Here is a 22647-nt window from a genome sequence, read left to right as displayed (position 1 = left end):
TGAACTTTACTCAAGTGAAAAAATTTGCATTACAATGAGCCGGCCCCATATTTATAGATAGGCTATAAAGCGGGCATTACGAGAGCCAAACAAGTTATGCGAACCCGTGCCAAAATTTGCGGCATCACCCGGGTTGAAGATGTACATGCCGTCGTCAACAGTGGTGCAGATGCAATTGGTTTTGTATTTTATCCTCCAAGTCCGCGCAGTGTGAGCGCAGAACAGGCCAGCGTTCTGCTACAGGCCATTGCGCCTTATGTACAGGTGGTGGGTTTATTTGTAAATAGCTCAGCCGGTGAGATTCAGGCCATTCTCAATACAGTCGCGCTGGACATCCTGCAATTTCATGGTGATGAAAGCCCGGAACAGTGCCAGTCAATTGCACAGCAGGTTGGACGTCGCTGGTACAAGGCGATTCAGGTTAAACCGGGCCTAGATGTGGTGGCTGAAATTCAAAAATATCAGCAGGCTGGTGCTAGCGCCGTACTTTTAGATGCCTGGCATCCTGAATTAAAGGGCGGAACCGGGCACAGCTTTGACTGGAGCAGCTTTCCCCAACTGGATATTCCACTGATTTTGGCCGGGGGATTAAACCCTGACAATATTGAAGACGCCATTCACACCACAGCCGCGTTTGCTGTAGATGTGAGCGGAGGCGTAGAATCCGCAAAAGGTATTAAAGACCAACAACTCATAGAACGCTTTATGCAAGGAGTCCATCGTGGATCAGCAAACTGTTAATACAGAAAAACAGGCAATTGACTATACCCAGTTCCCTGATGCAAAAGGGCACTTCGGTATCCATGGCGGACGTTTTGTGTCAGAAACCCTGATGGCGGCTTTAGAAGACTTGGAAAAGCTCTATTTCCGCATGAAGAATGATGAACAGTTTCTGGCAGAATTCGACCGTGATCTCGCTTATTACGTCGGTCGTCCAAGTCCACTGTATTATGCTGAGCGATGGTCGAAAGAGTTGGGTGGTGCACAGATTTACTTAAAACGCGAAGACCTGAACCATACCGGCTCGCATAAAGTGAACAACACCATTGGTCAGGCGTTATTGGCCAAACTTTCAGGTAAAAAACGTATTATTGCCGAAACTGGTGCCGGTCAGCATGGTGTGGCGACAGCAACCATCGCGGCGCGTTTAGGTCTTGAATGTGTAGTGTTCATGGGTGCGGAAGATGTGAAGCGCCAGGCCATGAACGTGTATCGTATGCGTTTGCTGGGTGCCAAAGTCGTCGCGGTAGAAAGTGGCTCTAAAACTTTAAAAGATGCCATGAATGAAGCGATGCGTGACTGGGTCACCAATGTCGATTCAACCTATTATGTGATCGGAACTGTGGCAGGTCCACATCCCTATCCGCAACTGGTGCGTGATTTCCAGTCCATTATTGGCCGTGAAGCACGCCGTCAGATTCAGGAACAAGCCGGCCGTCTGCCAGATGCACTTGTGGCTTGTGTGGGGGGGGGCTCCAATGCCATGGGCCTGTTCTATCCATTCCTGAATGATCAGGAGGTGAAAATGTATGGTGTTGAAGCTGCGGGCTTAGGCATTGAAACGGGTAAACACTCTGCACCATTAAATGCCGGTCATGTCGGTGTTCTTCACGGCAACCGTACTTACCTGATGTCAGATGAACAAGGCCAGATTATTGAAACCCATTCGATTTCTGCTGGTCTGGATTATCCGGGCGTGGGTCCTGAGCATAGCTTCCTGAAAGATATGCATCGTGTGGATTATGTGCCAATTAATGACCAGGAAGCTTTGCAAGGTTTCCGTGACCTGACCAAGATTGAAGGGATTATCCCGGCATTAGAAAGTTCACATGCGATGGCGTACGTGACCAAACTGGCGCCGACCATGTCGAAAGATCAAATTATTATTGCAACGGTTTCAGGCCGTGGTGATAAAGACTTGATGACGGTAGCGCGTATTGATGGCGTGGAAATGGTGGATATGTAAAAAATCTCCCTAACCCTCTTAAAGAAAAAAGGGAATAGCCCTCCTTAGTAAAAGGAGGGTTGGGAGGATTTAAATCGCATTCAAGCAATTGGGTGCGATTTTTTTTATTGTTGTAATGAAAGTTCCCCACTTTTTAAAAGGAGGGGCGAGGGGAGGATTATTATTCAGATCCTATTTTTGACACAAATTCAGACAATCGTAATTCATTTAGACTTTCCCTTAGTTTGGAAAAGCCCAAAGTAAGCAAAGGCTTTTGTTGAGCAGATCTGACGTCCCTGTCATGCTGCTCAACAGGCGACATCCCGATCGCCAACGGGTATCATATTGCTGATTTATCTTCTACCTGGTTAAAACCCTCTTCTGGAGTCTTCCATGCCAAGTCTGTTTATCGTCATGTTAGGCGGTCGTCATGCCCGCGCCAATACCGAAGTGCACGATGTGGTGCTTGCCGTGGGTAACACGCTGGAAGAGACTTTCCCTCAGCTAAGACAGGCCTGGTTTGGTGATCAATCCGGCTTACATATTGATGCCTGGGCGCAAATCAATGGGGTGGAATTTGAAGGTAAACAATATCAGCTGCAATTTAGTAATGCGGCCCCGAATCAGGCGCATGAAAGACTCTGGCTGATTAATTTGGGCGGCTACGATGCGCGTGAATTTGGCGAATTGCATCGCTATGTTCTGGTGGTTGCACAAAATGCCATGGTGGCCAAACAGCGTGGCAAGGCATATTTTGCTGCACACTGGCAAAAGCAGCATACCGACCGGGTGCTGGATGTCGATGACTGCATCGCCATTGATCAGGTGCATGGCCGTTATGTGCAACTGGTGGCCGGGGAATTTGCCGGAAACCGCTGGGAAAATACCTATTTGCCTATTGCCGAGTCCTGACTGTAGCAGACTTAAGCAAGTGGTTTGGCTTGGATATTGTGAAAGAAAGCAATCTATGTTTTTGTTATTGTTTAGATAAAATAATCTTATTTTTATTTTTCTGGCCAGATTTTATAGGCATAATAAAGCGGTAGCTACAGTGTCTCAAACCACATGGAATGTCGTACATGGATTTAATACAACAGAATGGACAGCCACGTTACGGACGTTTTAAGCAATTACCGACCAGTATCCAATACCATCATTATCAATATAAAAGCCCTTATGGTGATGTGCTGTCTGGGTGGCGTAAACGATTAAAATATAAAAAGTTTAAATTTTGTTGTATTCAGCATGAGCACTACACCATCGGCCTGGCCATTGTTGATATTGCTTGGGCCGGGCATGGTTTTGTTTATATCTACAATCATTTGACCGGTGAAGTGCTGGAATGGGATGCGATCAGTTTTCTGGCCCGGCATACGGTGCTGGACGAGCAGCCGCTGTTTAACCATAGTCATTTTCATAAAGCCGGTTATCAGCTGGATATTCAGCATGCCAATGGAGTGCGTTATATCCGGGTGACTAAATACGGCGAACTGCGTCTGAGTGCGCGAATTTTCTGTGCCGGCACTGATCCATTAAGCATGTGCAGTCCGAATGGGATTAATGGCTGGACCTATACCCAAAAGCTGACCACGCTCGGCTGTGAAGGTTTTTTTATCAACAAGCAGGGACAAACCATCCAGTTTCATGACAAAACTTTTGTTTCTCTGGATGATACTTGTGGTTTTTTACGACCGGAAACGGCCTGGTTCTGGCTGTCTTGTAATTTCTGGGATGCCCAGAACAAGCGGGTCGGCATTAATCTGGCTTCTGGCGTGAATGAAAGCTTTGGCAATGAAAACTGCCTGTGGGTCAATGGCCGCCTGTATCCGCTGGCAGATGTGTTATTTGAGCAGCAGTCAGATAACCAGTGGAATATTGTCTCGCTGGACCAAAGCCTGAATTTAACCGTGACCACCGGCTGGCGCCGTTATGAAAATCTGAATCTGCGCCTGGTGGGCAGCCAGTTTAGCCAGTGGCAGGCCAAAGTCAGCGGCACCATTGTGCAGGATGATCAGGAAATTGTGTTCCTGAATGAATATGCCTTGCTGGAACAGCATTATGCCAAATGGTAGATCTTCGTCGCTGCTCCTTCTCACCAAAAAGCTACAACTCATCCACTCAATAAAAAAGCTGAACCTGACATTCAGCTTTTTTAATCCATCATAACTTTTCTTTAATCTTTAGCCGCCTGCCAGAAGGCTTCACCGGCCTGAATCGGATCATTGGTCTGTTCCAGGGTGTTAATCCAGACTTCATACTGGGCAATAATCGGATGCTGGCTGGGATGAAAATCTTTTTTAAACCAGTCCTTATATAGCCGGCCCATCCGGGTTAAGGTGCCTTTTTTGCCAAAGAACCACGGCAAACCTTTGGCATTCAGTTGCAGACGCTGCCACAGACTAAAGCCATCCTGTTTTAACATGATATTGGCCCGATAAATGGTAAAACCAAACATCAGGAACGTGGTCCAGACCAGGGCAAAATGCCGCATCGCTTCAGAAACTTGGGCCACATCACGCATTACATCAAAGGCCACATCCCGATGTTCCATTTCTTCAATCGCATGCCAGGCAAACAAGGCGCGTACATACGGATGTGCTTCAGCTAACGTCGAGCGATGGGCATAAAAAGTTTCGGCCATGAGGGCGGTCAGGTGCTCGGCTGCTGCCGTGGTGGCAATATTGTATTCCGGTGAGCGTTTTTCCAGTTCAAATTTAAAAATCCGGTTGAGCTGGCGGATAAACTGATCCACCGGCATACCCTGATTTTTCATTAGCTGGTTCATTTTGTCATGCGCGATGCCATGCTGGGCTTCCTGGCGGATAAAGTCGGCCACGCGTTGCTGCAGTTCTGGCTGCTGAATCTGCTCGCGGTACAAGCGTACCGACTGAATAAAATAGCGTTCCCCATCGGGAAAGGTCAGGCTTAAGGCATCAAACATGCGGGTCAGAAAAGGATCTCCACCAAACCAGAAGCGTGGAATCTGTTCCAGCTTAAAGTCGAGATTGCTGCGCACCACCGGTTGCGCCTGATATTGGACTATGGCATTCATCTTGTTTTACTTCATCTAGTCGTTCATATCTGCAGTATGTCGGGCTTTAGCGGCTTTGTTTTGACAAGTCTTGCCAGTTTTTATACATTTTACGCCATAGTGAAAATAAGAAATGTCAGGATGACAACTTACCCGAGTGATATTCAGATTCCAAACGGCTATGTGCATTTGTGGCAGTCCTACCTGCAGGCACAAGGTGTGCAGCCGCAACAGCTCGAGCTGTCAGACAGCTTGCAGCAATATGTGCAGCATGTGCTCAGTTTGCCGATTGATGGCCAATCTTCCTGTCAGGCTTTTATTACGCTGCTGGAACAGACCCGGCAGCAGCTGAACACAGCCTATCTGGTGTTTGAACTGGCGCGTTTTATCCGTCCGGAACATTTTGGTGTGCTCGGCTATATGGCCTCGCGCAGTAATAGCGTGGCCGAGGCCTTGCAGTATATTGCCCAGTTTAGCCGGCTGGTGATTGATGCTAACGAAGCGGTTCCCATGCAGATTCAGCAGCAGGATGATCTGCTGATTGTCTCCTGGCCGAATCCGCAGGATCAGAGCACGCTGATTCACGAAATTACTTTTGCCTGTATGCTGCAGCTGGCCCGGCAGATGTTTGCGGCCGAACACTTTCCCTTGCGCCGGGTTCATTTTGCCCATGCTCCGCAAACGGCGCTGTATCAATATCAAAAGTTTTATGGCTGCGAAGTGTTGTTTGATCAGCCGGATTATCAGCTGGTGCTGAGCATCGACAGCCTGCAGCTGCAACCACAGCAGCCTGATCCAACTTTAATCGGGATTTTAAAAAAACAGGCTGAAGAAGCGATGGCGGCCAAACCTTTGCTGGAAGGGCTGGACCAGAAGCTGCGTCATTTGATTGCCGATTATTTAAGGCTGCAGCAACAAGCACCCAAGCTGGATGAGCTGGCTGTCGAGCTGTGTATGTCCAGTCGCACTTTGCAGCGTCAACTGAGTGAACTGGGGACCTCATTTAAACAGCTGCTGGACATGGAACGGATCAAACGTTGTGAATTACTGTTACCGCAAAAGCTGAGTCTGACCGAGATTGCCAGCCAGCTCGGTTATTCCGATCAGTCGGCTTTGGCGCGTGCCTATAAAGCGCATTGCGGCCAGACCTTAACCGAGCGGCGCCGGGTACTGCGTCAGCAACAGACCACCAATAAAAAGCGGCTGAATAGCCGCTTGGAAAATTAAAAAGTACAGTCTTAAGCCGTGCGCAGTTTAGGGAAACGCAAGGCAATAGCGGCAATCGCAAAAATCGCCAGCACCCAGCAATAATAGACACTGCCAATCAGCTCTACCGGTGACATTTTGGCAATCGAGCAGGCCAGCAATAACTGGGCGCCATAAGGAATCAGGCCCTGTACCACGCAGGAGAAAATATCCAGCAGGGCGGCAGCGCGTTTCGGATCGACGCCATATTCCTGCGCCACTTCCCGCGCCATATCTCCAGACAGGATAATCGCCACGGTATTGTTGGCCACAAACAGGTTGGAAAACACCACCAGAAAGCTAATCCCCAACTCACCAGCACGTTGCGCGCCAACCTTAAACAGGCGAGTCAGCTTGTAGATGCATTGAATCAGCCATTCCAGGCCGCCTTCTTTTTGCATAATGGCCGATAAGCCACCCAGGAACATCGACAGCAACGCCACTTCAAACATGCCGACAAAACCGTCATAAATAGCACCATTCAGCTTGAGCAGATCAAACTCAGGTAGCATCAACAGTCCCATCAGTGCCGAGAGTAAAATCCCGATGGTTAACACTGCCAGTACATGCAGGCGGGAAAAGGCCAGCACAAACACCGCCACATAAGGCAAGATGAGCCAGGCGTTATACTCCTGATAGGCAATGGCCTGGGTATTCTGGTTAATCAGCATATAAATCAGCACAGTGATCAGTGCGGCCGGTACGGCAATCCAGACATTGACCTTGAACTTGTCACGCAGCTGTACTTTCTGGCTGCTGGTGGCGGCAATGGTGGTGTCAGAAATCATCGACAGGTTATCGCCAAACATGGCACCGCCAACCACCGCACCAATGGTATAGACCGTGGCAATTTGCGTGGCTCCGGAAAAACCAAAGGCAATGGGTGCACAGGCTGCAATGGTGCCCATTGAAGTGCCCATGGCAGTGGCAACAAAGGCTGAAATCAGAAACAGCATCGGCAGTACAAATTCAGGCGGAATAATCGACAGGCCCAGCTGTACCGTGGCATTGACACTGCCAATGGCGCCACTGGTGCTGGCAAAGGCACCGGCCAGCATAAACACCATAAACATCAGGATCAGATTGGGATGGCTGGCGCCCTGCAAAAATTCTTCAATGGCCCCGTTCAGCTGACCACGATAGAGCAATAATGCCAGGATAATCGCCGGAATGGCCGCCACCGGTGCCTTGACCTGATAGAAGGCAAACTCGGTCCCAATCAGGGAATGGTAAATGCCACTGCCTAAAAAAATGGCTAAAAATACAATAAGTGGCAACAGCGCAAGCCCGCGAGCGTGCACTTTTGCCTGGGAGTCGGAAATCATAGAAATAAGAAAAAGTCTGAAAACGGCGCTAGTATAAAGCAGCTTTTGCTATTTCTGAAAACTTTAAATGTAAATGCTAACTGTCCTATTTTTATCATCTTTTTTGCTCAGTCATTGGGTTTTTCTAACTGCTTGAGATTGCTGGGAATAGCGAAATTAGGCATCTTTGATCATTGAGAAAAAAACCGAAATATCGGTAAATGTAGCTTTCGGGTTGTTCTGGAATTCGCGCTTTGCTGATGAAATCGGGCATCGACCAGCTGTGCTCTGTTCAATGAGCAAAAAATAGCGTTACAATGCGATGTCCTGTATTTCGACAATAGCAACTTATCAGTTTTGAATTATTCAAGGAAAGCACAGCCCTATGTCACGTTTAGCCACCCGATTTGCACAGTTGAAATCTCAACAACGTAAGGCCCTCGTATCTTATGTCATGGCAGGTGACCCACAGCCACAGGTAACGGTACCGCTGTTACATCAAATGGTTGAGGCGGGTGTAGATGTGATTGAGCTTGGACTGCCATTCTCTGACCCGATGGCCGATGGTCCAGTCATTGCCTTGGCTGCAGAACGTGCATTGGCAGGGGGAACCAATACCCTCGATGCACTGAATATGGTCAAGGAATTCCGCCAAAAAGACACGGAAACACCAGTGGTGCTCATGGGCTATTTAAACCCGGTTGAGGTCATTGGCTACCAGAAGTTTGTCGCCTATGCGCATGAATGTGGGGTAGATGGTGTCTTGCTGGTGGATCTGCCGCCAGAAGAAGCTGCCGATTTAGACCAGATCTTACAGCAGTACGATATGGACCAGATTTTCCTGCTGGCACCAACCTCTACCGATGAGCGTATCCAGCATGTAGTGAAACAGGCCAGCGGCTTTATTTACTACGTGTCGCTCAAAGGCGTGACCGGTGCAGCCACTTTAGATGTCTCTGAAGCGGCGCAGCGGATTGAGAAAATCAAGGCAGTCACCGATGTACCGGTTGGTGTCGGTTTCGGTATCAGTGATGCGGCATCTGCCAAAGTCATGGGTGCCGTGGCAGATGCAGTCATCGTCGGCAGTGCTTTCGTAAAACAGTTTGCCAACCTCGAACCAGAACAAGCCGTGGTTGAAACGGTTAATAAAGTCAAGGAGCTTCGAGCCGCGCTCGATGAGTTAGTATGAGTCAAGAAGTCAAGCCAGGGAAAATCTTAAGCCCAACTACGCCGTGGACAGAACGCGGCGTACCGGGAATTCATGTACCGGATGAGCAGCAAGCCTTAAAGGCGACATTCACCGAACCAACCATCGAATGTCCGGAATGTCATGCACTGGTGACTCGTACAGCCATGTCTTTCAATGCCTATGTCTGCCCGCAATGTGACGAGCATTTACGCATGAAAGCGCGTGACCGTTTAACCTGGTTCCTCGATCAGGTCGATGCCGAACTGGGTCAGGAATTTTCTGCCAAAGATCCACTGAAATTTGTGGACAGCAAGCCGTATCCGGACCGTATGGCCGAAGCACAAAAGAAAACCGGTGAAACTGAAGCTTTACTGGTCATGCAAGGTTTATTAAAAGGCGTGCCGGTAACCACCTGTGCCTTTGAATTTGACTTTATGGGCGGCTCTATGGGCACTGTAGTCGGTGACCGTTTTGTGCTTGCAGCGGAACGTGCCATTCAGCAACGTCAGCCGTTAATCTGCTTTGCCGCATCGGGCGGTGCGCGTATGCAGGAAGGCATGCTGTCTTTAATGCAGATGGCGCGTACTTCAGCAGCCATTCAGCGTTTAAAAGAAGCAGGCTTGCCGTATATCGTGGTCTTAACCCATCCGGTGTATGGTGGCGTAACAGCATCGTTGGCGATGTTAGGTGATGTTCATCTGGCAGAACCAAAAGCCATGATTGGCTTTGCCGGTAAGCGTGTAATTGAGCAAACCGTACGTGAAAAACTGGATGAACCGTTCCAGCGCGCGGAATACCTGCTTGATCATGGTGTGGTCGATCAGATTGTTCATCGTCATGCATTACGTGATACTGTATATCGCATTGTCACGAAACTGATGAATTTGTCTTGAATACAGCACCACTTGCAACCGACTCTTTAGAAACATGGCTCAATTATTGGAGCCATGTTCACGTTACAGGGATTGATTTAGGTCTGGAACGGGTGATTCCTGTGGCTGAAAAGCTGGGCGTCACTCACCCGGACGCAAAAGTGTTTACCGTCGCGGGCACCAATGGCAAAGGTTCCACCACCACCACCTTGGCCGCGATTTTAAATGCTCAGGGTTATCAGGTGGGGCTGTATCAGTCGCCGCATATTTACCGTTTTAATGAACGGGTCAAACTGGGCGGCGTCGAGGTCGATGACCAGCAACTGATTGAGGCCTTTGTACAGGTTGATCAGGCGCGTCGTGACTGTAATTTAAGTTTATCGTTTTTTGAAGCCACCACGCTGGCGGCTTTTGTCATTTTTAAACAGCAGGCTTGTGATGTCTGGGTGCTGGAAGTTGGCTTGGGCGGCCGTCTGGATGTGGTCAATGTGGTACATCCCGATGTGGCCGTGATTACCAATATCGGGCTGGATCATACCGACTGGCTGGGCGATACCATTGAAAAAATTGCCTTTGAAAAAGCCGGCATCATCCGCCCGAATATTCCGGTGATCTTTGGCGGCGTGCAGGAATTACCGCAAGCCATTCAGGACAAGGCAGCACAGTGTCAGGCCCCGCTGTATGTCGCCAATCGTGATTATTTTTATCGCACCGCTGCAGATGGCCAGTCCTGGTTATTTGCCAGCAGTGGCAGCACCTTGAAATTACCGCTTGGCACGCTGGCGCTGGAAAATATATCGACCGCAGTTGCCGCCGTGTTACTTAGCGGTCTGAACATCCAGCAGCAGGCGATTGCCGAAGGCATCCAACAGGCCCAGCTCCCGGGCCGTTTTGAAATTCGCCAGATTGCCGGCAAGACCGTAATCTTTGACGCCGGGCACAATCCGCACGGTGTAGAGTTTTTGTTAAAGCAATTGCGAAATTATTTAAATTACAATAAACAGTACACCGAAGTGATCAGTGTGTTTTCCATGCTGGCCGATAAAGATGTGAATTCTGTCGTTGCCTTATTGAAAGAACATGTTTTAATGTGGAAAATTGCACAATTAAATGTTCCTCGTGCGGCAGACATCACACAACTGGATGCGGCTCTCGAGGGCGAAACAGTACAGCACTTTGATAGTGTTCAATTAGCTTTTAAATCAGCGCTGGATGAAACGAACAATAATCAGCTGATTTTGGTATGTGGATCATTTCATACCTTAGAAGCGGTATGGGAGTATTTGGAAGAATGTCAATGAATAACAAACAGCGCTGGATGGGCGGCGTTGTTTTATTGGGTGGTGGTGTGTTATTGGCAGCATTACTCCTGAAAGGCCAAGAAGAAATACATCAAAATAATGTCAAAACGCCAGAACGGGTCGAACAGTTACAGCAAAATACTGTGCCTGAAGCCGAAATGATTCAGCTACAACCGTTAACGGTAGATGTAGAAACTGAAAAACGTCTGCTGGAAGAGCAGCGCCGTGCTCGTGAAAAAGCTGTGGCCGAACAGGAAGCGCGTGCAGCTGAATTCCTGGCCATGCAGCAGCAGGCAGAAGCTGAAGCCGCCCGTAAGGCTGCAGAAGAATATGCGGCCTTAAATGCGCTACGTAATGGCCAGCAGCAAAGTTCCGACAATATTCCGCCAGAGCTGGTTGAAGATGAGCAGGCCAAACAAAAACGTCTGGCTGAAGAAAAACTGGCTGCCCAGAAAAAGCTGGAACAGCAAAAAGCAGCTGAAGCCAAAAAAGCTGCCGAGCAGAAAGCGGCCCAGGAACGTACTGCTGCCGAGAAAAAAGCAGCAGAACAAAAAGCTGCGGAAGAAAAACGCTTAGCCGAAGAAAAGCGTCAGGCAGAAGCCAAACGCAAGGCCGAGCAGGAACGTAAGGCTGCTGAACAGAAAGCTGCAGAAGAGAAGCGCAAAGCTGAGGAAAAACGTCAGGCAGAAGCCAAACGTAAAGCCGAAGAAGAAGCCAAAAAGAAAGCTGAAGCCGAGAAAGCACGTAAACTGCTGGAAGGCGAAGATGATGGCAAACAGTGGATGGTGCAGGTGGCACTGGCCGCCAATGAGGCCAATGCCGATGCACTGGCCGCGCGCTTAAAAGCCAAAGGCTATAAAGTCACCAAGAGTCCGACCTCTAAAGGGATCCGGATTATGGTCGGGCCATCCAAAGACCGTGAAAGTGCCGATGCAGCACGCAAGAAAATTGCAGCAGATGCCAGCCTGAACATGAAATCAGCCTGGGTGATTGACTGGGTGCCATTAGACAAGCGGAACTAGTCGTCCAGTCTATCGGTATCTTGCCGTGAGTTCTCATTCGATGGATTCGACAGTTGCTGTCGAATCCATTTTATATTTTCGGGGCGAAATAAGGCATCAATATTGACCCAGATCGGATGGAAACCAAAGCCGCCATATTTCATTTCTGCCAGCGCCTGTTCCACCGGCCAGTGTTCAAACATAATCCGGTACATGGCCACACTGGCCCCGGTCCGGTCTGCACCATGATAACAATGAATCAGCACTTTTTGCTGTTGGGCTTGGGCGCTTTGAATCTGCTGCATCACCTGCAATAAATCTTCCCGGTCAATGGCCCAGGTATGAATGGGTAGATGCACCGATTGCAATCCATGCTGCTGCAACGGTTCCGCCTCTGCCGCTTTGGGACGCAAGTTGATGACCACATCAATATCATGCTGTTGTAACAATGCTGCCAGCTGCTGATCGGGCTGTTCGCTGCGATATAGCATCGGGCTGACCTGATAAAAATTGTGCTGTGCATCCAGCGGTTGAGCCCAGGCACTCGGGCGCTGCTGTTCAGGCAAGGCCGGTGTGGTCATGCAGCCCGTGCAACAAATACAGGTCAGGACCAGGGCAAGCAGATTTTTGGGCATAGTGTTTTAATTGGTTGTGCTGGGTCATTCCAGTGTAGCACGGCTGAGGTGCTGACCTTGTACCATGAAAAAATGCCCGTCCGAAGACAGGCATACAGGAAGATGAACGGATATTGATTATTTAGTCACGATTCGGCTGCGGGGTTAAACGCAGGTACGGTTTTACTGCGGTATAGCCTTTCGGGAAACGCTGTTTTAATTCGGCTTCATCTTGCAGTGAAGGCACAATCACCACATCTTCACCCTCTTGCCAGTTGGCCGGGGTGGCCACTTTATAGTTGTCGGTCAGTTGCAGGGAATCGACCACGCGTAAAATTTCATGGAAATTACGTCCGGTAGAGGCCGGATAGGTAATAATTAAACGCACTTTTTTATTCGGGTCGATAATCACTAGGGAGCGTACCGTCAGGGTTTCGCTGGCATTGGGATGGATAAAATCATATAGCGTCGATACTTTACGGTCCTGATCGGCAATAATCGGAAAATTCACGCTGGTGTTCTGGGTTTCGTTAATGTCATTAATCCAGCCTTTGTGTGATTCGACATCATCGACCGACAGGGCAATGGCCTTGACGCCACGTTTTTCAAATTCCTGTTTGAGTTTTGCGGTATAGCCCAGTTCGGTGGTGCAGACCGGGGTGTAGTCGGCAGGATGTGAAAACAGGATGCCCCAGCTGTCGCCCAGAAATTCATAAAAGTTTAGGGTGCCTTCGCTTGATTCCTGAGTAAAGTCGGGTGCGGTATCGCCTAATCGTAAACTCATTTTAACTGCCTCATATCGTTGTTGTATTGGGGGATGGAATTGACTATGGCGCAATTCTTTTAGCATTGAAAATACTTTTTTTGTAATTCTTTATGAATATATTGAATAAATGATTGAATGAAATGCTGAAAAAACATGCAGTCATATTGTCATGCTTTGACTATATCATCCGATTAAAATTTGCTACATTATTTTGCCTTAGCTTCGCTGTGCGGATAGAAATCATCAGAATTTTTTGATGGGTTGTGTGCAAAACCCTTGTACTTCAAATTTCTAGCACCATAATAACGACTGAGAACAAATTATTCTTTTGACAAGCAAGATTTAGAGAGTCTATTCATGTTGGCAAGTCTGATCGGAGGAATCTTCGGTACCAAAAATGAGCGCGAACTCAAACGCATGCGTAAAATCGTAGACAAGATTAATGCGCTCGAGCCGACGATATCAGCCTTAAGCGATGCAGACTTATCTGCAAAAACCGAAGAATTCAAACAACGATATAACAAGGGCGAAAGTCTAGATAAGTTATTGCCAGAAGCGTTTGCAGTCTGCCGTGAAGCCGGGAAACGGGTCATGGGCATGCGCCATTATGATGTACAGCTGATTGGTGGTATTACCCTGCACGAAGGTAAAATTGCAGAAATGCGTACCGGTGAAGGTAAAACCTTAATGGGGACTTTGGCCTGTTACCTGAATGCCTTAAGTGGTGAAGGCGTACACGTGATTACCGTGAACGACTACCTGGCACAGCGTGATGCCGAGCTCAACCGTCCACTCTTTGAATTTCTGGGTTTAAGCATCGGCATTATTTATTCGATGCAGGACCCGACCGAAAAAGCGCAAGCCTATCGTGCCGATATTACTTACGGGACCAACAACGAATTTGGTTTCGACTATTTGCGTGACAACATGGTGTTCTCGCTGGCAGAGAAAAAGCAGCGTGGCCTGACCTATGCCATTATCGATGAGGTCGACTCGATCCTGATTGATGAAGCACGTACCCCGCTGATTATCTCGGGTCAGAGCGAAGACTCATCACAGCTGTATGCGGCGATTAATACCATTCCGCCTAAGCTGCATCCGCAAAAAGAAGAGAAAGTGCCAGATGGCGGTCACTTCTGGATTGATGAAAAACAGCGTTCGGTTGAAATGACCGAAGTCGGTTATGAAACCGTAGAAAATGAGCTGATTCAGATGGGGCTGCTGGCAGAAGGGGAAAGCCTGTATTCTGCTTCCAACCTGAATCTGGTACATCACGTGTCTGCGGCCATTCGTGCCCATTTCCTGTATCAGCGCAATGTGCATTACATCATCCATGATGGTGAAGTGATTATTGTCGATGAAAACACCGGCCGTACCATGCCGGGTCGTCGCTGGTCTGAAGGTCTGCATCAGGCAGTTGAAGCCAAAGAAGGTCTGGAAATCCAGCCTGAAAACCAGACTCTGGCCACCACCACCTTCCAGAACTACTTCCGTCTGTACAAAAAACTGTCCGGTATGACCGGTACTGCTGATACTGAAGCGGCAGAAATGAAAGAAATTTATGGTCTGGATGTGGTAATTATTCCAACCCACCGTCCAATGATCCGTCAGGACCATAACGATTTAATCTATTTAAATCGTGAAGGCAAATACAATGCGATTATTCAGGAAATCCTGCGCGTGCAGGAATCCGGTGTCGCGCCGATCCTGATTGGTACTGCCACCATTGAAGCCTCAGAAATCCTCTCGGACAAACTGAAAGAGGCCGGTATTCATCATGAAGTTTTGAACGCCAAACAGCACGAACGTGAAGCCGATATTATTGCCCAAGCCGGTGCACCACGTGCGGTGACCATTGCCACCAACATGGCGGGTCGTGGTACCGATATTCTGCTCGGTGGTAACTGGAAAGCTCTGCTGGCCAAAATTGAAAACCCGACACCTGAAGATGAACAACGTCTGAAAGAAGAATGGGACCAGAACCACGAAGCGGTACTGGCCTCAGGCGGTTTGCATATTATTGGTTCTGAACGCCATGAATCACGCCGTATCGATAACCAGCTGCGTGGTCGTGCCGGTCGTCAGGGTGACCCGGGTGTGTCGCGTTTCTATCTGTCACTTGAAGATGACCTGATGCGTATTTTCGCCGGTGATCGTGTGGTGGCCATGATGCGTGCCATGGGCCTGAAAGAAGATGAAGCCATTGAACACAAAATGGTGTCGCGTTCGATTGAAAATGCCCAGCGCAAAGTTGAAGCACGTAACTTCGATATCCGTAAGAACCTGTTGAAATACGATGACGTCAACAATGAACAGCGTAAGATTATTTACTCACAGCGTGATGAAATTCTTGCCGCAAACTCATTGCAAGATTACATCGAAGAAATGCACCGTGAAGTGATTCAGGGCGTGATTGCCAACTATGTACCACCAGAGTCGATTCATGATCAGTGGGATATTGACGGTCTGGAGCAGGCGTTACGTGAAGATCTGGCTTTAGATCTGCCAATTAACCAATGGTTAGAAGAAGATCGCCGTCTGGATGAAGAAGGTCTGGTCGAACGTATTTCTGATGAGCTGGTGGCTCGTTATAACAGCCGCCGTCAGCAAATGGGTGATGAATCTGCAGCGATGCTGGAGCGTCACTTTATGCTCAACTCGCTGGATCGTCACTGGAAAGACCATCTGGCGGCAATGGATTACTTGCGTCAAGGCATTCATTTACGTGGTTATGCGCAAAAGAATCCGGAGCAGGAATACAAGAAAGAAGCCTTTAACCTGTTTGTGAACATGCTCGCTGTGATCAAGTCTGATGTGGTGACAGACTTGTCCCGCGTACACGTACCAACAGCTGAAGAACTGGCTGAACTTGAAGCACAGAAACAGGCACAAGCCGAGGCGATGCAGCTGAATCTGTCTCATGCCGATGTGGACAGTCTGACCGGTGAAACTTTCGAAGCTGATGCGCAGCAGACAACCCCAACCGAAACGGTGTTTACGCCACCGGCAAGCCGTAACTCGCCATGTCCATGTGGTTCAGGTTTGAAATACAAGCAGTGCCACGGCAAAATCTAAGCCATTCAAAACATCTCGCAAAAAGCAGAATTCCGATTCTGCTTTTTTTATTCCGCTAAGTGTTTGAATAGTTTTGCAAGATGTGAATACAGATTGCAGTGCAGGAAATTAAATGGTATTTAGTTGCACATTGCACACCGAAAAGTGGAAAACACAATGAAAAAAGTATTACAACCTTTACTGATTGTTGCTTTAGCAGCACCTGCTTTGGCTTTTGCCAATACCCAAACCACCACGCCGGCAAAAGTACAGGCCGCAGTCGGTGTAAGCACCACCCAAGCAGTGGTCAATAATGACCAGGTGACGGTTGCAAGCCCACGTACCGGTATCCGTTATACCTTTGCCAACCCGAATAAACGTCCGATTGTGCTCCAGACTGCAGCCATTGCTCCGGCCAATGCTGCCAATGCCGACCGCATTGTTGCTTCTAACCCGGCCCTGTCTGCAGAAAGCCAGCAAAAAGCCAAACAGGCTTTATTAAACGAAGCTGCGCAACTGGCCAAAAACTAAGGATCAAGCACACAACACTAACCAGCCTGCGGGCTGGTTTTTTATTGCACGGCAGTTGAGTCTGGCCACAATTTTGTGGATGATGGGTTCTGCTCGATTTTTTCCTGATTTTGTTCTAAGCTGTGCACACTGAATTATTAACTGGTTGGACGTTTAAAAATGGCAGTAGGTGACGTTTCTATGCCACAGATGCATGTGGTCAAAGGGGTGAGAATTGGGACAGCAGAAGCCTATGTTCGTTATAAGAACCGACGTGACCTTGTTATTTTTGAACTGGCTGAAGGTGCCAATGTCGCCGGTGTGTTTACCCAAAACGCCTTTTGTGCAGCGCCTGTGCATATCTGTAAAGCGCATCTGCAGGCGGGTAATCCACGTTATTTAGTGATTAACACCGGCAATGCCAATGCCGGAACCGGTAAAACCGGTATGCAAAATGCAGCAGCAACCTGTGCCAAGCTGGCTGAACTGGCAGGTGTACAGACCGCCGAAGTATTGCCATTTTCTACCGGTGTGATTGGCGAGCAGTTACCAATTGAGCGTTTAACTGCGGGTTTACAACCGGCCCTAGACAGCTTGCGTGCTGATGCCTGGGACGACGCTGCCCGCGGTATTATGACCACAGACACCACACCGAAAGGTGCATCTGAGCAGTTTGAACTGGATGGCATCACTTATACCATGACCGGTATTTCTAAAGGTGCCGGCATGATTCGCCCGAATATGGCGACCATGCTTGGTTATGTGGCCACTGATGCTCCAATCAGCCGTGAACTGGTACAGCAACTGTTGAGTAGTACGGTTAATGTCTCGTTTAACCGCATCACTGTAGATGGCGATACCTCAACCAATGACTCCTGTATCTTCATTGCAACTGGCCAAGCCGGTGGTACAGAAATCAGCTCGACCGAAGATCCGCGTTATGCCGTAGTATTAGAGGTTTTAACCCGGGTGATGACACGTCTGGCGCAGCTGATTGTGCGTGATGGTGAAGGCGCGACCAAATTTATTACCGTTGCAGTCGAAGGTGGACAAAATACCCAGGAATGTTGCGATATTGCTTACAGTATTGCTCATTCACCGCTAGTAAAAACCGCTATTTTTGCCTCAGATCCAAACTGGGGCCGTATTCTGGCGGCCATTGGTTATGCGGGCGTGCCAAATTTAGACGTTGAAAAAATTCAGGTTTGGTTAGATGATGTACAAATCTGTAAAGATGGCGGCGCCGCAGCGGACTATACCGAAGAAGCCGGCGCACGTGTCATGGCGCAGCAGGAAATGACCATTCGTGTAGATTTAGGTCGTGGCCAGGCTCAAGATACCGTCTATACCTGCGATTTATCTTATGATTATGTCAAGATTAATGCAGACTACCGTTCTTAAGTCCCTGATGTATTTCTGAAAAAGCCTCCGTTGTGAGGCTTTTTTACAACGCTGTATTTTTAATGATTGGTCAAGCACTGACACTGACCAATTGCTGATGTAACTGCTTGTGCAAACAAGCATTTCGATAGAGAAGACGCTGTTATGAATGATGCGACCAATTTAATTGCCAATGAAGCAAAGTCGATTGTGCAGGCGCATTTAGACCGTTTGGGTGAACCGAAAGAAAATCATTTAACTGAAGAAGCCAAGCAGGCCAAATTTGCCTTAATTCAGGCCGAACTTAAAAAACGTGATGCAGTACTGGTGGCACACTATTATTGCGATCCTGAAGTGCAAGAGCTGGCAGAGCTGACGGGTGGTTGTGTATCGGATTCACTGGAAATGGCACGTTTTGGTCGTGATCATGCAGCGTCAACCTTGGTGGTGGCCGGGGTGAAATTTATGGGCGAAACCGCCAAAATCCTGTCACCTGAGAAAACAGTGCTGATGCCGACGCTGGAAGCCACCTGTTCACTCGACCTGGGCTGCCCGGTAGATGAATTTACCCAATTCTGCGATGCCCATCCTGATCATACCGTAGTGGTGTATGCCAACACCTCGGCTGCTGTGAAAGCCCGTGCCGACTGGGTGGTAACCTCAAGCTGTGCGGTTGAAATTGTCGAGCATCTCGATAGCCTGGGTGAAAAAATTATCTGGGCACCGGATCAGCATTTGGGTCGTTATATCCAGAAAAAAACGGGCGCAGACATGCTACTCTGGGATGGTGCCTGTATCGTGCATGAAGAATTCCGTGCCCGCGGGATTGCACAAATGAAAGCGCTTTATCCGGATGCAGCGGTGCTGGTGCATCCAGAATCACCAGAATCGGTGGTGGATATTGCTGATGCAGTCGGCAGTACCTCGCAATTGATCAAGGCTGCCCAGACTTTGCCACATGAGCGTTTAATTGTGGCGACCGACCGCGGGATTTTCTACAAAATGCAGCAGGCGGTACCGAACAAGATTCTGGTAGAAGCGCCGACCGCTGGTGAAGGCGCGACCTGTCGCTCATGCGCGCATTGCCCGTGGATGGCTATGAACGAACTAGATGGGATTTTGCAGGTTTTACAGCAGGGTGATCAGGAAATTTTTGTTGATCCTACGCTGGCAGAACGCGCCAAATTACCGCTCGATCGCATGTTAAACTTCAGTGCGCAGCTAAAACGCTAAAAATTGATTGAAAAATGTCTAAAATGCTTGATAAATAAGCGGTTGAAGAGATTTTTCATATTTTTTTAAAGATAGGTGTTGACGTCCACGGGCGTCGCGCCTAGAATGCACACCGTACCGCACGATGTGCGATACACGAAAAGCTGAGATGAAACGGAGCATAGCACAGCCTGGTAGTGCACCTGGTTTGGGACCAGGGGGTCGTAGGTTCGAATCCTACTGCTCCGACCAATTTCTCAAGGCAACGATGTGTTTTTGGTATCATCGGTTAAGCGCTTGTAGCTCAGTTGGATAGAGCATCCGCCTTCTAAGCGGATGGTCACAGGTTCGAATCCTGTCAGGCGCGCCATTTTGGTGGCTTGGTATTGTAGAACTAATTGATGGTGGATGTAGCTCAGTTGGTAGAGCCCTGGATTGTGATTCCAGTTGTCGCGGGTTCGAATCCCGTCATTCACCCCAACTTTTAAAGTTGAACATCGGAGCATAGCACAGCCTGGTAGTGCACCTGGTTTGGGACCAGGGGGTCGTAGGTTCGAATCCTACTGCTCCGACCAATTTCCCTAAAGTTGAAAGATAAAAGATACCGCGTTAAGCGGTTTTTTTATGCCTGAAATTTGAGTCTGCGGATCAAATCTCCCCATAAAAAAAGCCTCTGCAAGAGGCTAGTTCTACAAAGTGGCAAAATACTTAAGGCACAATCACCACATTTACACGCTGGTTCATCGCCCGGTTTTCAGGAGAGGTATTGGGCACCAGTGGTTGTTCTGCACCGCGAGGAATTACCTGTAAATGGTTTGGTCGAAAGCCTTGTTGCATAAAAATCTGTGCGACATTTTCAGCGCGTTCTCCGGACAGCTTCAGGTTATAGGTCAGGTCGCCGACATTGTCGCTATGTCCAATAATTTTGACTTTATCTAGTTTATATTCAGCAACTTGCTCGAGAGTTGCTGTAAGGCTTGCTGGTTATGCGCCTGGATCTCGGCCTGATCAAAACCGAACAGCAGTTTTTCTGGTAGGCCTAAGCTCCAGCCCTCGCTGGTCAGGCTAAAACCTTCCTGCTTGAGCATGCGGGCCTGTTTGTAATTGAGCTGCCCCAGACTCATGCAGGCACTGAGGGTAGTCAGTGCAAGCAGCAGACAAGCAGTTTTAAAAATATGTTTTAACATGAATAAACTAACCTTTGGCCATGCGCCCGTGCTCTGCAAAAATGTACCAGTGTTGTGCGAGCTGCTTGGCCTTATACATGGCCATATCTGCATTATTGATCAGCATTTCAGGAGATGATGCTGACTGCGCGAGTGCGATGCCAATACTAAAACTGAAATAAATAGGATGATGATTAAAAATTAAAGGCTGGCGACAGCAGTGGAGTAAATTTTCACTTATTCTAATTAAATCATGATGATATTCAATATTTTTTACAATAATTGCGAACTCATCACCACCGAGGCGGGACACAAAATCATGCTGGTTTAACGCTTGGCGCAAGCGTTTGGCCATTTCCAGCAGCACGGCATCACCGGCGGCATGGCCGTGGCGATCATTAATTTCTTTAAAGTTATCGTTATCAATAAACAGCAGGGCAATGCTTTCCTGCGTACCTTGGGCAAAACTCTGTGCCAGCATTTGATGGAAATATTCACGGTTAGGGAGTTGGGTCAATCCATCATGACGGGCCTGATGCGACAATTGATAATTTTCATGTTGTAGCGCCCGGGTTGAGGCTTCAATTTTGTCCAGCAGTTCATTTACCACGCGATTAATTTCCTGAAATTCGGAAATTTCAGACGAGGGGAGGCGTAGCTGATAATTTTTATTGGTGCTGATGGTCTGTGTGGTCTGTACCAGTGGATTGACCGCTTTCATCAAATGTCGGTAAACCGCATTTGCCGACCAGAACAGTAAGGCCAGCAGCAAAATAAAGCTAATAGTCAGCGCCAGTAGAATGGTATAGAAAAAACTGACATAGGTAGAGGCATTGCCATAGACCACCAGTTGTCCAAAATTTTGCTGCTGATGCTGAATCTGAACTGTCACCGGCTCACGAAAATACAGCCAGTCCAGTAAATACTGAATAAACGGTAACGCATTTTGATGATGATGAATGGTCGACAGGACCTCACCATTGGTTGCGATGACTTGAATCGAATGAATCGGATATTGCTCGGCATATTCAGTCAGAATCTTCTGAATTGTATAGGTGTCATGAAAGACCACAGCGGGCTGAATCCGCTCTGCCAGAGAACCGGATAAAATACTCAAACTCTGTTTGGCATAACTTCCAGGGTGTAATTAGACACCACACAAAAAATACCTAGGCATAAACCAAAGGTCAGAATAAAAATCACCAGCTGGTACGAACGGAAAATACGTCGTAGCGATACTGCTTTGGGCTTATTCATGCTTTAGGCCCCCGTTTTTACCCAGTAATAATACCCGGGGGTCAATATGTACCTGCGATTGCGTCAGACTTTGCATATTCACCCTAAATGAATACTGCTGATTTTTCTTCTGGTAAAGGCAAAAGACGCTGCCCAGCTCACAGGCTGAATTGGTGGTGCTAATGCTTAAGGCGGGATAACGCACTGTACTGTTCAGAATATTCTGTTCTTCACGTTGGTTTAGGTTGGAAAAGACAATGGCCTGACAACTGGTCTGTTTTAAATCGTCTAATTGTAGTGGGCTGATTTTATAAACATGCTGTGCGCTACGCTGGCTTTTAAATTGTTGTGCTAGCGCTGGATTATTCACAATACAAATATTCGGCGTGTTTTGCTCCCATTTGGCATAACTTAAAATGGCATACACCATTTGCGGTACACCAGTGGTTGGGCTATTGGCATGGGCAGGGTGCAAAAATAAACACAGCAAAAAACACAGTGTTTTGTGTAAGGGGAGAGAAGGCATTTTTATAAAAAATTAAAAATAAAATTATGGCCGCAGTCTAACTAAAATAAAAATGAAAGAAAAGGATAAAAAATAAACTGAAAAACCTGAAATTGGTCATAAAAAATACAGTTAAGATATATTTTCCAAAATAATTAAAAATAGGGGTTGTGTCAGGTTTTATTTGCTCTATAATGCACATCCATCGGCGGTGATGTTGATAAAAACTTGTTGATAAACAAGGATTTAGCTAAAATGGTTGAGTTCTGGTTTAGGTGGTAAGTTTAGAAATAAAATCAACATTGCATGTTGACTT

General features: G+C 47.9%; 20 protein-coding genes, 4 tRNA genes and 1 pseudogene. 17 read left to right on the top strand and 8 right to left on the bottom strand.

Going from position 1 to position 22647, the window contains the following annotated elements; genetic code table 11:
• Positions 1 to 96 precede the first annotated feature (96 nt).
• From FTT64_RS12810 to FTT64_RS12795, 4 genes are all read left to right on the top strand, one after another.
• Positions 97 to 741: a phosphoribosylanthranilate isomerase gene (locus FTT64_RS12810; RefSeq protein ID WP_104470884.1), complete on the top strand. Its 645-nt coding sequence runs from the start codon at positions 97 to 99 to the stop codon at positions 739 to 741.
• Positions 722 to 1966: a tryptophan synthase subunit beta gene (gene trpB, locus FTT64_RS12805; RefSeq protein ID WP_005179981.1), complete on the top strand. Its 1245-nt coding sequence runs from the start codon at positions 722 to 724 to the stop codon at positions 1964 to 1966. Before FTT64_RS12810 ends, trpB begins: the two co-directional genes overlap by 20 nt.
• A 372-nt stretch (positions 1967 to 2338) precedes the next feature.
• A complete protein-coding gene (locus tag FTT64_RS12800; protein WP_168399780.1) occupies positions 2339 to 2857 on the top strand; it encodes a DUF1543 domain-containing protein in 519 nt (172 codons plus the stop codon).
• A 167-nt stretch (positions 2858 to 3024) separates the two neighbouring features.
• The gene (locus FTT64_RS12795) at positions 3025 to 4017 is read left to right on the top strand and encodes a DUF2804 domain-containing protein (RefSeq protein ID WP_005179978.1); all 993 of its coding nucleotides are present in this window, start codon (positions 3025 to 3027) and stop codon (positions 4015 to 4017) included.
• 101 nt (positions 4018 to 4118) lie between these two features.
• Here FTT64_RS12795 and FTT64_RS12790 read toward each other — a convergent pair whose 3' ends face one another.
• On the bottom strand, positions 4119 to 4997 hold the full coding sequence (locus FTT64_RS12790; RefSeq protein ID WP_016658655.1) for a metal-dependent hydrolase: 879 nt from the start codon (positions 4995 to 4997) through the stop codon (positions 4119 to 4121).
• 120 nt (positions 4998 to 5117) lie between these two features.
• Here FTT64_RS12790 and FTT64_RS12785 point away from each other — a divergent pair, with 120 nt between their 5' ends.
• A complete protein-coding gene (locus FTT64_RS12785; RefSeq protein WP_160241008.1) occupies positions 5118 to 6203 on the top strand; it encodes an AraC family transcriptional regulator in 1086 nt (361 codons plus the stop codon).
• An 11-nt stretch (positions 6204 to 6214) separates the two neighbouring features.
• On the opposite strand, the gene FTT64_RS12780 is transcribed toward FTT64_RS12785, so the two are convergent.
• Positions 6215 to 7546, bottom strand: coding sequence for a Na+/H+ antiporter NhaC family protein (locus FTT64_RS12780; protein WP_180182464.1), 1332 nt, complete (start codon positions 7544 to 7546; stop codon positions 6215 to 6217).
• Between the two features lie 364 nt (positions 7547 to 7910).
• On the opposite strand from FTT64_RS12780, the gene trpA reads away from it, so the two are divergent.
• From trpA to FTT64_RS12760, 4 genes are read left to right on the top strand one after another with little or no spacing between them, the layout of a single operon-like run.
• Positions 7911 to 8714, top strand: coding sequence for a tryptophan synthase subunit alpha (gene trpA / locus FTT64_RS12775; RefSeq protein WP_005179970.1), 804 nt, complete (start codon positions 7911 to 7913; stop codon positions 8712 to 8714).
• The gene (gene accD, locus FTT64_RS12770; protein WP_005179967.1) at positions 8711 to 9607 is read left to right on the top strand and encodes an acetyl-CoA carboxylase, carboxyltransferase subunit beta; all 897 of its coding nucleotides are present in this window, start codon (positions 8711 to 8713) and stop codon (positions 9605 to 9607) included. Before trpA ends, accD begins: the two co-directional genes overlap by 4 nt.
• Complete coding sequence (folC, locus tag FTT64_RS12765; protein ID WP_160242840.1) at positions 9604 to 10887, top strand: bifunctional tetrahydrofolate synthase/dihydrofolate synthase; 1284 nt, start codon at positions 9604 to 9606, stop codon at positions 10885 to 10887. Before accD ends, folC begins: the two co-directional genes overlap by 4 nt.
• Complete coding sequence (locus tag FTT64_RS12760; protein ID WP_104473719.1) at positions 10884 to 11909, top strand: SPOR domain-containing protein; 1026 nt, start codon at positions 10884 to 10886, stop codon at positions 11907 to 11909. The genes folC and FTT64_RS12760 overlap by 4 nt, the downstream gene beginning before the upstream one ends.
• Here the strand turns inward: FTT64_RS12760 and FTT64_RS12755 are convergent.
• Entirely contained in the window at positions 11906 to 12523 is a 618-nt protein-coding gene (locus tag FTT64_RS12755) for a dual specificity protein phosphatase family protein (protein ID WP_180182465.1), read from the bottom strand. The genes FTT64_RS12760 and FTT64_RS12755 overlap by 4 nt on opposite strands.
• A 121-nt stretch (positions 12524 to 12644) precedes the next feature.
• Positions 12645 to 13286, bottom strand: coding sequence for a peroxiredoxin (locus FTT64_RS12750; protein ID WP_005179960.1), 642 nt, complete (start codon positions 13284 to 13286; stop codon positions 12645 to 12647).
• 339 nt (positions 13287 to 13625) lie between these two features.
• Here FTT64_RS12750 and secA point away from each other — a divergent pair, with 339 nt between their 5' ends.
• From secA to FTT64_RS12710, 8 genes are all read left to right on the top strand, one after another.
• On the top strand, positions 13626 to 16343 hold the full coding sequence (gene secA, locus FTT64_RS12745) for a preprotein translocase subunit SecA (protein WP_005179958.1): 2718 nt from the start codon (positions 13626 to 13628) through the stop codon (positions 16341 to 16343).
• A gap of 156 nt (positions 16344 to 16499) precedes the next feature.
• Positions 16500 to 16853, top strand: coding sequence for a hypothetical protein (locus FTT64_RS12740; protein ID WP_152342516.1), 354 nt, complete (start codon positions 16500 to 16502; stop codon positions 16851 to 16853).
• 159 nt (positions 16854 to 17012) lie between these two features.
• Complete coding sequence (argJ, locus tag FTT64_RS12735) at positions 17013 to 18233, top strand: bifunctional glutamate N-acetyltransferase/amino-acid acetyltransferase ArgJ (RefSeq protein WP_016658664.1); 1221 nt, start codon at positions 17013 to 17015, stop codon at positions 18231 to 18233.
• Positions 18234 to 18377: 144 nt separating this feature from the next.
• A complete protein-coding gene (nadA, locus tag FTT64_RS12730; RefSeq protein WP_016658665.1) occupies positions 18378 to 19445 on the top strand; it encodes a quinolinate synthase NadA in 1068 nt (355 codons plus the stop codon).
• Positions 19446 to 19599: 154 nt separating this feature from the next.
• Positions 19600 to 19676, top strand: a tRNA-Pro gene (locus FTT64_RS12725).
• 41 nt (positions 19677 to 19717) lie between these two features.
• Positions 19718 to 19794, top strand: a tRNA-Arg gene (locus FTT64_RS12720).
• Between the two features lie 34 nt (positions 19795 to 19828).
• Positions 19829 to 19904 (top strand) — tRNA-His (locus FTT64_RS12715).
• Positions 19905 to 19922: 18 nt separating this feature from the next.
• Positions 19923 to 19999: transfer RNA gene (locus FTT64_RS12710), tRNA-Pro, on the top strand.
• Positions 20000 to 20132: 133 nt separating this feature from the next.
• Here the strand turns inward: FTT64_RS12710 and FTT64_RS12705 are convergent.
• From FTT64_RS12705 to FTT64_RS12695, 4 genes and pseudogenes are all read right to left on the bottom strand, one after another.
• Positions 20133 to 20611, bottom strand: a pseudogene (locus FTT64_RS12705) (OmpA family protein).
• A 7-nt stretch (positions 20612 to 20618) separates the two neighbouring features.
• Positions 20619 to 21707, bottom strand: coding sequence for a sensor domain-containing diguanylate cyclase (locus FTT64_RS12700; RefSeq protein ID WP_227554606.1), 1089 nt, complete (start codon positions 21705 to 21707; stop codon positions 20619 to 20621).
• A complete protein-coding gene (locus tag FTT64_RS14490) occupies positions 21704 to 21847 on the bottom strand; it encodes a hypothetical protein (protein ID WP_160242843.1) in 144 nt (47 codons plus the stop codon). Before FTT64_RS14490 ends, FTT64_RS12700 begins: the two co-directional genes overlap by 4 nt.
• Positions 21840 to 22301, bottom strand: a complete 462-nt coding sequence (locus FTT64_RS12695) for a YfiR family protein (RefSeq protein WP_227554607.1) — start codon at positions 22299 to 22301, stop codon at positions 21840 to 21842. Before FTT64_RS12695 ends, FTT64_RS14490 begins: the two co-directional genes overlap by 8 nt.
• Positions 22302 to 22647 lie beyond the last annotated feature (346 nt).

The organism is Acinetobacter sp. Q186-3 (assembly GCF_013420655.1).
In the GTDB taxonomy this organism is placed as follows: domain Bacteria; phylum Pseudomonadota; class Gammaproteobacteria; order Pseudomonadales; family Moraxellaceae; genus Acinetobacter; species Acinetobacter indicus.
Note: the sequence above shows the minus strand (reverse complement) of the source record. Positions and strands in the feature narration are given on the sequence as shown.